Source organism: Nocardia sp., from assembly GCF_025465275.1.
Taxonomy (GTDB): Bacteria; Actinomycetota; Actinomycetes; order Mycobacteriales; family Mycobacteriaceae; genus Nocardia.
On sequence record NZ_JAODNK010000042.1, the window covers coordinates 1 to 8,797 of the forward strand.

10 protein-coding genes are annotated in these 8,797 nt (G+C 63.7%); 6 read left to right on the plus strand and 4 right to left on the minus strand.

The genetic code is table 11. The features are described from left to right. From JWN03_RS09415 to JWN03_RS09425, 3 genes are all read right to left on the minus strand, one after another. Nucleotides 1–755: DUF5753 domain-containing protein (locus JWN03_RS09415; protein ID WP_297612724.1), on the minus strand; the 755-nt coding region annotated here is incomplete at its 3' end. Then, nucleotides 752–1,291 carry a DUF6879 family protein gene (locus JWN03_RS09420; protein WP_297612726.1) on the minus strand — a complete coding sequence of 180 codons (540 nt, stop codon included), beginning with the start codon at nucleotides 1,289–1,291 and terminating at the stop codon, nucleotides 752–754. The genes JWN03_RS09420 and JWN03_RS09415, both read right to left, overlap by 4 nt. Then, nucleotides 1,269–1,598, minus strand: coding sequence for a hypothetical protein (locus JWN03_RS09425; protein ID WP_297612729.1), 330 nt, complete (start codon nucleotides 1,596–1,598; stop codon nucleotides 1,269–1,271). Before JWN03_RS09425 ends, JWN03_RS09420 begins: the two co-directional genes overlap by 23 nt. A gap of 488 nt (nucleotides 1,599–2,086) precedes the next feature. Between JWN03_RS09425 and JWN03_RS09430 the strand changes: the two genes are divergently transcribed. The 3 genes from JWN03_RS09430 to JWN03_RS09440 all read left to right on the plus strand — a co-directional run bounded on the left by JWN03_RS09430 (nucleotide 2,087) and on the right by JWN03_RS09440 (nucleotide 3,336). Continuing rightward, a complete protein-coding gene (locus JWN03_RS09430) occupies nucleotides 2,087–2,455 on the plus strand; it encodes a recombinase family protein (RefSeq protein ID WP_297612732.1) in 369 nt (122 codons plus the stop codon). A gap of 219 nt (nucleotides 2,456–2,674) precedes the next feature. Next, nucleotides 2,675–3,034, plus strand: a complete 360-nt coding sequence (locus JWN03_RS09435; RefSeq protein WP_297612735.1) for a hypothetical protein — start codon at nucleotides 2,675–2,677, stop codon at nucleotides 3,032–3,034. Further along, nucleotides 3,031–3,336, plus strand: a complete 306-nt coding sequence (locus JWN03_RS09440; RefSeq protein ID WP_297612738.1) for a Clp protease N-terminal domain-containing protein — start codon at nucleotides 3,031–3,033, stop codon at nucleotides 3,334–3,336. The genes JWN03_RS09435 and JWN03_RS09440 overlap by 4 nt, the downstream gene beginning before the upstream one ends. Before the next feature lie 363 nt (nucleotides 3,337–3,699). Here JWN03_RS09440 and JWN03_RS09445 read toward each other — a convergent pair whose 3' ends face one another. Next, nucleotides 3,700–4,575, minus strand: coding sequence for a hypothetical protein (locus JWN03_RS09445; protein ID WP_297612741.1), 876 nt, complete (start codon nucleotides 4,573–4,575; stop codon nucleotides 3,700–3,702). 726 nt (nucleotides 4,576–5,301) lie between these two features. Here JWN03_RS09445 and JWN03_RS09450 point away from each other — a divergent pair. The 3 genes from JWN03_RS09450 (at nucleotide 5,302) to JWN03_RS09460 (ending at nucleotide 8,747) form a co-directional block, all read left to right on the plus strand. Further along, a complete protein-coding gene (locus JWN03_RS09450) occupies nucleotides 5,302–5,535 on the plus strand; it encodes a hypothetical protein (RefSeq protein ID WP_297612743.1) in 234 nt (77 codons plus the stop codon). A 650-nt stretch (nucleotides 5,536–6,185) separates the two neighbouring features. Beyond that, nucleotides 6,186–7,496, plus strand: a complete 1,311-nt coding sequence (locus JWN03_RS09455) for a cytochrome P450 (RefSeq protein ID WP_297612746.1) — start codon at nucleotides 6,186–6,188, stop codon at nucleotides 7,494–7,496. Nucleotides 7,497–7,505: 9 nt separating this feature from the next. After that, nucleotides 7,506–8,747 carry a cytochrome P450 family protein gene (locus JWN03_RS09460; RefSeq protein ID WP_297612748.1) on the plus strand — a complete coding sequence of 414 codons (1,242 nt, stop codon included), beginning with the start codon at nucleotides 7,506–7,508 and terminating at the stop codon, nucleotides 8,745–8,747. The last annotated feature ends 50 nt before the right edge of the window (nucleotides 8,748–8,797 follow it).

An 8,797-nucleotide genomic window follows, 5' to 3' on the forward strand; every position in this document is an offset into this window, starting at 1 on the left:
GCTTTCTCGTAGAAGTGGAGTTCCCGCGGCTGGGTGACGGTCAACTCGGCGGTGGCGGTTTCCACCTGCACCATGCGTCGGTCGTACATCAGGAAACTGGTTGTCGGGCTTCGAAAGTCGGCAGCCAATGGGACGATACCCATCGAGAGTCGCCGGTTGTCCATGAGGTCGAGAAGGTGTTGTAGCTGACCGAGCATGACTGCGGCATCGCCGACAGTCCGGTACAGGCACTGCTCGCTCAGCAGGAAACTGAACCGATGTGTGCCCTCGGCCCGAGTGAGTCGAGCTTGCCGGTCCACTCGCGCGGCAACGGCACTGTCCAAATCGTCTGGTATTTCACTGAAGTCGATGCACACTGCTAGGACCGCGCGGGCGTACGGCTCTGTCTGCAGCATCCCGGGAACAAGTTCGTTCTCCCAGCCGCGCACGAGTCGGGTGGATGCCTCGATCTCGATGGATTGCTGTTGCCGGCGAGTGAGACCGGTTGCGCAGAGTCGTTGCCATTCCAGATAGGCGGCACGGACGTTGCGGGCGCTGGCGATCAGATCGGGAGCTTGCAGCAACGCACCGGTCAGTTCACACCAGGATCGAATGTCGTCCTCGGCGGGAATTTGATGTCCACGCTCGATGCGGGACACCTTCGCGGGATGCCATCCCGCGAGGCTGGCGAGCTGCTGCCCGTTGAGGCGTGCAGCTCGCCGGAGCTCTCGCAAACGTGCCCCGAGGTCACGCTTGGCTTCCTCGACACCAGTCACCGCCGGGAAGCGTACTCACTCTGTATGTACTCGGCGTGCGGGATGGCCTTCGGCCACAGCCGATCGCGGACGGTGCGACACCGGTCAACGAGGTATGGATCCTCGGTGACTGCGGTGCCCGCGAACTTGCCGCCCGGCTCGAAGATGGTGAAACCGAGCAGGTTGTCATCCCACAGCCACCAGTCATCGACTGTGTACTCGTATGCCGCGACAAGGTGTCTCGGCAGCCAGCGAACGTCCTCCCCCGAGTCGATGTTGGAATCCGATACGGCACAAAGCCAGCGGGTGTAGGCGCTGTTCGGGATCGTGACGATCCGCATGCGCTGTATAGCGACGCCACGGTCGGTAGTGGCCCTCATCAGCTCGTCCCATTCCGAGTACCACTCCGGATCTGGGTCGGGTTCAGCGGCCAGCCATCGGCGTAGCGGCTCAGCCTCCTCCGGTGTGGTGTACGCATCTTGCGTTTCGAGGTGGAATGCCCGTGTACGGGCATCTCGGAACATCTGGTTGAAGCTATCGCCGTGCAGGTAGAGCATCTGGCCGCTGCTCCTCTCCGACGGGTACCTCGACGGCCGTCTCGTGGCCGGGGATCTCGAGTTGGTTCAGCGCTTCTTGATCGGTCAGGGGAGCGCCCATCAGTAGGAACGTGCCGTGCCCGGTGTCGTGCAGTAATGCACCGAGGCACGTGTCCTCGCGAAGGTATCCGAGTAGTGCGTGGGGAATTTCGATTCGTTCGGACTGGTCGGTCCGCCATCCCTGTATGACGTAGGTGCCGCGATCGGACAGATACAGGGCCGGCGATCCACCCTGTTTGGTATCAGTGCCGAGATGTTGCAGTCGCATAGGTGCCATCCTTGCGTGCGAACTTGCGTTGGATGCTTCTATCGTCGCCCCAAACCAGCATAAACATCAATGGTTTCCGCAATTCTGCGCAAGAATATGGCGCTTGCCGCTCGCGGATTCGTACCGTCCATGTAGGCGCTCGGGGCCTGTGATCGTCGTCCTGGCCCCGAGTTGCCACTCACGACGACGTAGGCGACGAGACGACGAGGGGTGACGACGATGGCCTTGACCGAACCAGAAGCGAAAGTGCTTGGCGCACTGTTTATCTTGCAGCCCACGCAAGCACTCACTGTCCGCCAACTGTGCCGCACGACCGGACTCGCGGACGGGCCGACCAGACGGGCGCTGCGCCGGCTCTCACGCACAGGTCTCGCCCTGAGTACACATCAGAGCCCGGCGAACTGGCGCCCGACCCATCGTGGCCGGTTGGCTGTCAACCTGCCCGGATACCGGGACTACGTCGCGCCGTCGACGCAGAGGTGCCCGCGATGAGGGCCACCCCGACTGCGGTCGGGTACCTGCGCCGTGACGTGTCCGGTATCCGGCAGGACTGGGACGAGACCAAGATCCGTAGCCGCGCAAAACGTCTGGGATACGACCTGGCGAAGATCATTGTTTTCGGTCCCGGCACCGACGCGCGGATGCAGCGATTGATCGACGCCGTCCGCGATGCCGATGTCGACGCTGTAATCGTGCCGAGCGCAGCACATTTCGATGGTGCGGAGATCCCGGTGCCGCTGGTCAAGGTGGTCGATGTGATCACCGTCGATCCAGAAGAAACCTATGCACGCTGGTTGCTGCCGCCGTGGCCCGTCGAGGGTGACTCTCACAGTGGCGCCGATGCCAGGAAGGGGTGAAGTGATGGAGCTGTGGAGCCCAGGCCCGAATGGAAATTCTGGCGATCTGTGGAACGTCCCGGTGAATGCCGATGACGACGGTCAGGACGACGCGCGTATCAACCGGCGGTAGATAGTGGATCGCCATGCAGTACCAGGTCTGAGCGCCCTCGGGTTCGCCCCGGGGGCGCTCCCATTCCCGAAACATGCACTGCCACAACTTAACCAACAGGAAACGTCATGCGAACGATCACCGCACGTTGTGTCACCTTCGCCGCCGCCCTGCTCGCCGCCGACACCCTCTCGGCCAGTCCGGCGGCCGCCACCACGATCTCAGAACCTATTCACACCGAGGGTCCGTGCCTGCTGGGCCACGTCAACCCAGCCGACAACAACAGCGCATGCAGACTCGGCGGCGGATACCCAGAGGTCGATGCAGACGAGAACGGAGTTCCGATCGAGAAGTGCGGGCCGTCGATCGACGGCAAGAACGTATCGACGGTTGATTCCCGCGGCGGCCAGCGGTTCTTCATCTGCAAACACACCAGGAACCTTCTGGGTGATGATTACTGGGAATGGAACGAGGTGCTGCACTCATGAGGACGGACACCGGCACGATGACGAATGCTGAAGCGCGCTACACACCGCGGCTCAAAGCTCTGCTCGAGGCTGCGGACGAGATCGCCACCGCCGCCGGCCACACTTACACCGGCGCCGAGCACGTCGCTCTCGCAATGCTGCGCGATCCGGCCGCCATCCCGACCAGGGAGATCGCGACGATGGGACTGAACCCGGATGCCATCGCTGAACAGATCGAGACTGTGATGGCCAGTGACGGCTACCGGACCCCGTCGAACCAGGCCAGGCGTCTCGATGGCAGCGTCGTAACCGCTACCGAATAGCCTGTGAACGAAGACAACGCCCCCAACCGATCTGCATCGGTGGGGGCGTCGTAGTTCCTGCTAAAGCACCACTGCGTGACTTTCCGTGCCGTTCTGACGGCGCGTATGCACGTGTCCAAGCGGTGTTCGGGCAGTATCCACGCTGCGGTCTGGCAGCGACGGCGCACCACACCACTACGCAGGCGCCGCGCATCGATCGCGGACCGAGTCTGAGAGAACTGATAGATGAATCGCAGAGCGCGAACCGCTGTCCAATCCGCTATCCGCGCTGTAGTTCTCATTGCCTGAGGTTCCACAGACCGCCTGAACCCGCACCGATTATGTGATGCGGTGATGGCATTTGAGGAGCGACGCGTGTGCGGATCAGAGTCGGGTCGCGATGTGGTGGTCTTCGGTGGGATAGTCGAAGTAATCGGCGAAGAAGTCCTGGTCGACGCCAGGAAGACGCCAGGTGCCGTCCTGGTCTGCGACTGCTGTAGCGGCAAGCCAGTCGATCTGTCGGGCGACGGTGCTGGCGTAGTCGCCGACCTGTCGATACCCGAGGTTCGTGGCGGCGGTGGTGTCGAGCACGATCGGCGGTCGCGCATCCCAGAGGTGTCGGCCCAGCGCGGGGTCGGTCTGATCGTCGAGCAGAATTTCGGCCCAGGTGTGTCCGAGTTGCCCGGCGATGGTTGCGGCGATCTGCCTGCCGGTCGGCGCGTCCGGATCCGCACTGTTGAGCACTCGGCAACCGGGCTGCGCCGCAACTGTTTCCACGAGCGCGGCGAGATTGACCGCGGCGGTGGGATGGTCGATCCCGGCACCGTGTCCCGCCAGCAGCACCGCCGGTCGACGGTCGAGCACACGCTTCACAAAGTGCCACTCGCGGGGGCGCCGGGCGCCGACCCCTTGGACCTTCGATGCGCGCAGCACCGTCACCGGCGTACCGCTGTCGAGCAATACTTGTTCCGCGGCGACCTTGTTCGCGCCGTATCCCTCCCGGGTGGTGTGGTTGCCGTTGCCGGGAGGCAGTGTCGGGGCGGTTTCCCGGATCGGGTCCGAAAAATTGGGTGCGGCAGTGGAATTGACGTGACGGCCGGTGTCGTCGACGTAGACGGCCTTGCTGGAGATCACTACCGTAGACGCCGCCTCTCGGGCGAAGGGCAGCAGCTGTCGGGCGTGCTCGGCGGTGAAGCACAGGCAGTCGACCAGCAGTTCCGCCCCGTCGCCCCCTCCCCCACCGTGATGGGTTGTCGACACCACCTCGAAACGCAACTGATGTGCCGTATCCCGTGTTGTCCGAGCCGGCCATGATGCTGACGTTCAGGAACTCGCGACACTTCGATACGCGATACCTAGTCGAAGAAGTCGGCCCCATCAACAGAGTCAGCTGCTGGCTCATTGACCTCACTGAGCGCCTGATCTACGTCGACGAGCAGCACCGCGGCCGAGGGCTGGGCCGTCGCCTGTTGGCCACCGCCTAACTGACCTTGTCGGCCCTGACCAGCAACTGCAGATGTTCCGCAGTGGCAAGGCAATCACCGCCGGGGAACCCCTGTGCCGAGATCTCCGACTCGACCCCGCATGCGGAAGAAGGCTGCCACCGACAAGGTCGCCGAGGTCGCCGCTCACGCAGGTCGTGATCTGTCTGCTATGAGGGTGGCCCGGTTCGCAGGTCTCGGAATCCGAGTTCGAGGAACCGGATCCACCGCACCGCACATTCGCCCGCGCCGCTCCTCAGCCGAACCCTGCGCCGGGACGCGATCTGGGAGGCCGCTGCCTGATAACAAGCAAGAGCAGCGTATGTGAATTCAGTGCGAGTACTGCATTTGCGGAGTCGAGGAGCGTCCATCTGCGGTGTCGCAATTCTGGATAGGTGTTGTCGCAAATCCGGTCGATCCGATCCACCACGCGCACTTAACCTCTCACCGAGGAGGCTTACCGCCTACGAATTGGATCGGCCCCCGGGAGGAAGTCCTGCGAAGGATGGGAGGGGCAATCGACGCGCATCAGGAGGCGCTACTACTGCGCCAACGAATCACCGATCTCTACGCACTCGCCAACAATCCCCAGGTCTACCAGGACGATGCGATGCCTACCCGCTCTGAACTCGATGCTGCAGAAAGAGCCCTGGACGAGCATCTCTCGGACTGCCGCGACGAGCTGGCGCGCCGTCGCGAATGGAGGTGGGACTACAAAATCCTCGACGAACGGTTCTGAAGGGGTCCAGCACCGCCATGCAAATTCGCGCTCGTTGACATCAGCGGCCAGGCCGAGTGTCACCGTCTCGCAGTCGGAAAGGCATGGATCGAGAACGCTATTCCCTGTGAGTTGTTTCCCGCAGTCCTGGTCGCCGCCACCGCCGCCATGGTTCCCGTGGCCCGGTGTGAAATCCGGCGCGTGACGATCAGGGTCACGACCTATACCGGCGGGGTACTCGATGCCGTGAATCTGTTGCTGGTGCTGCGGTACACCTCCCACGGCACCCTCACCGCCACCATCCTTGCCTAGCCGATCGAAGGGAGCGAAAACCCATGGCAGGCAGCGAAAACATCCCCTACTACGCCCTCATGGGAGAGTCAAGGCATCCGATGGATGCTGAGCGACAGCTGGTGTCTCTTGGATAGGGCTGCGGCGCAATGCTCTGAGTGGGTACGGTATTGGTTCATATTTTGAAAACTGCTCTGGGGCAACGTGTATGAAGTTGGGGCGTCGAGCGCAATCGCTTTACAAGTGGTCAGGAGGTCGCGTGCGGGAGCCGGATTGTCCTGCGGCCGAAGCGATCTCCATGCGTCCGACCCGGTCGAACCCGTCGCCCGATCTCGTATGACCTGTCATCACCTATCGACACAGACGTTTGGGGGATCAGCGTGACCGCATCGCACCCGCCTGGAACCGCACAACACGCGTCGGCGCAGCCGTATGCGGTCGGCCCCGGGTTCGGCGGTGACGAACCCCTCGAACCGATGTACACCCTCGAGTTCGCCCAGCACCCGCACGCGGCGTATGAGCGGTGGCGCAGTTCGTACGGGCCGCTGGTGCCGGTCGAGCTCGCCCCGGGGGTGCCTGCCACTCTGGTCCTGGGCTACACGACCGCAGTGCGGATCCTGAACGACCCGGAGCACTTTCCCGCCGACCCGCGGATCTGGCAGCGATCTGTGCACGCCGGATGCCCGGTCCTGCCGATGATGGAATGGCGGCCGAACGCCTTGCGCAGCACCGGATACGAGCACAGACGCTATCGGATGGCCAACGTGTCCGCGCTCGATACCGTCGATCTGTACGGCATGCGCGCGGTCGTCGAGCAGATCGCGGTGCCACTGATCAACGACTTCTGCAGCGGAACCGGCAACAGCGGTGACATGCACCGCTCGATGGCCTCTGCGGATCTGCTCGGACAGTACATCTATCCGCTGGTCTATCGGGTGCTGGCCTTCGTTCTGGGTTTCGATGACGACACCAACGAGCAGGTCGGCACCGGTATGGCGATGATGTTCGATGCCGCTGGTGAGGCCGAGGCCGGTAGCGCGATGCTGGTCGCGGCGCTGGATGAGCACATCAGGCGCAAGCGTGCGCGCCCTGGCGGCGATGTCACTTCCCACCTGATCGCTTCCGGCGACTTGAGCACCGAGGAGCTCATCCATCAGCTGGTGACCCTGCAAGGGGCCGGTAGTGAGCCTCAGGTGCACCTGATTTCCAACGCGCTACTGCTGATGATGACCGACGAGCGGTTCGCCGGCGACCTGATCGACGGGAGCCTGTCCACCCGGGACGCGCTCGACGAGGTGCTGTTCACCAATCCGCCGCTGGCCAACTACTGCATCACCTATCCGCCGCAACCGATCCTGGTCGAGGGTGTGTGGCTGCCCGCGCATCAGCCGGTGGTGATCAGCATGGCCGGGTGCAATGCCGACCCCACCATCCAATCCGACCGTCTCGCCCGATCCGGCAATCGCGCGCATCTGGCATGGAGTCTGGGACCACACCAATGCCCGGCCCGGCAACTGGGCTATCAGATCGCCATGGACGCGATCGATTATCTGCTCGATGCTCTCCCGGAGCTCCGGCTGGCCGTGGCCATCGACGAGTTGGTGTGGCGGCCGGGACCGTTCCACCGCGCCCTGGAATCGCTGCCCACCGTGTTCCCCCAATCTCCGCAACTGCCGCTGCTCACCGAGTGAGGAAAACCGATGGAACACACCACCACCCCGCTGGTCTTGGACCCGACCGGCACAGATATCCAGGGTGAGTCGGCGCGGATCCGCGCCCGCGGCCCGGTCACCCTGGTCGAGCTGCCCGGCGGAATCCGCGCTTGGGCGGTCAGCGACCAGGAGATCCTGCACAACCTACTGCGTGATCCGCGCGTGTCCAAGGATGCCCGACAGCACTGGCCCGCCTTCATTTCAGGTGAGGTGGGCCAGGATTGGCCCCTCTACACCTGGGTAGCGGTCAACAACATGTTCACCGCGTACGGCAGCGACCACACCCGGCTACGCAAGCTGGTGCGGCCCGCGTTCACCTCGCGCCGCACGCAGGCGCTGCGACCGCGTGTGGAGGCCCTCACCGCCGATCTACTCGACCGGCTCGCACAGACACCGCCCGGTCAACCGGTCGATCTGCGCGAAAACTACTGCTACCCACTGCCGATCGCGGTCATCAGCGAACTGATGGGGGTACCTGACTTCCTGCACGCGGGTCTACGGACCTGCGTCGACGGAATCTTCGATACCTCACTGACTCCTGAGCAGGCTCGAGCCAATTTCCTCGAGATGCAGCGGATCCTGCGTGAACTCGTGGACTATCGCAGAGACAACCCGGGCGAGGATATGACCAGTGTGCTCATCGCGCACCGCGACGAGGACGACGGTTCGACGCTGACCGAGCAGGAGCTCGTCGATACACTGCTACTGGTCATCAGCGCCGGCCACGAGACCACCGTCAACCTGCTCGACCAAGCCATATTCCTGCTGCTCACCCACACCGGCCAGCTCGAGAAAGTCGAGGTCGGGGCCGCGTCGTGGGCTGAGGTGGTGGAGGAATCGCTGCGGCTGGAGGCACCGGTCGCGCACCTGCCGCTGCGATACGCTGTCGAGGATCTCGAGATCGACACCGAGGACGGGCAGGTGCGCATCGCCAAGGGCGAACCTATCCTTGCCTCGTACGCCGCCGCGGGCCGCGACCCCAAGGTGCACGGCGACACCGCAGCGGAATTCGACGTCACCCGAGAGGTCAAGGCGCACTTGGCCTTCGGATATGGGGTACACCTGTGCCTGGGAGCGCCGCTGGCTCGGATGGAGGCCGAGATCGCGTTGTCGGCGCTGTTCGCGCGGTTCCCGCAGATGCGCCTGGCCAAGGACCCGGCTGACCTCGGCACGATCAGTTCGTTCATCTCCAACGGCCACGGCTCACTGCCGGTATACCTCGGCGCCTGAACCGGGCAGGGTCACCGCCCGATAACGTGAGCACCGCGAACCGGCCGGCG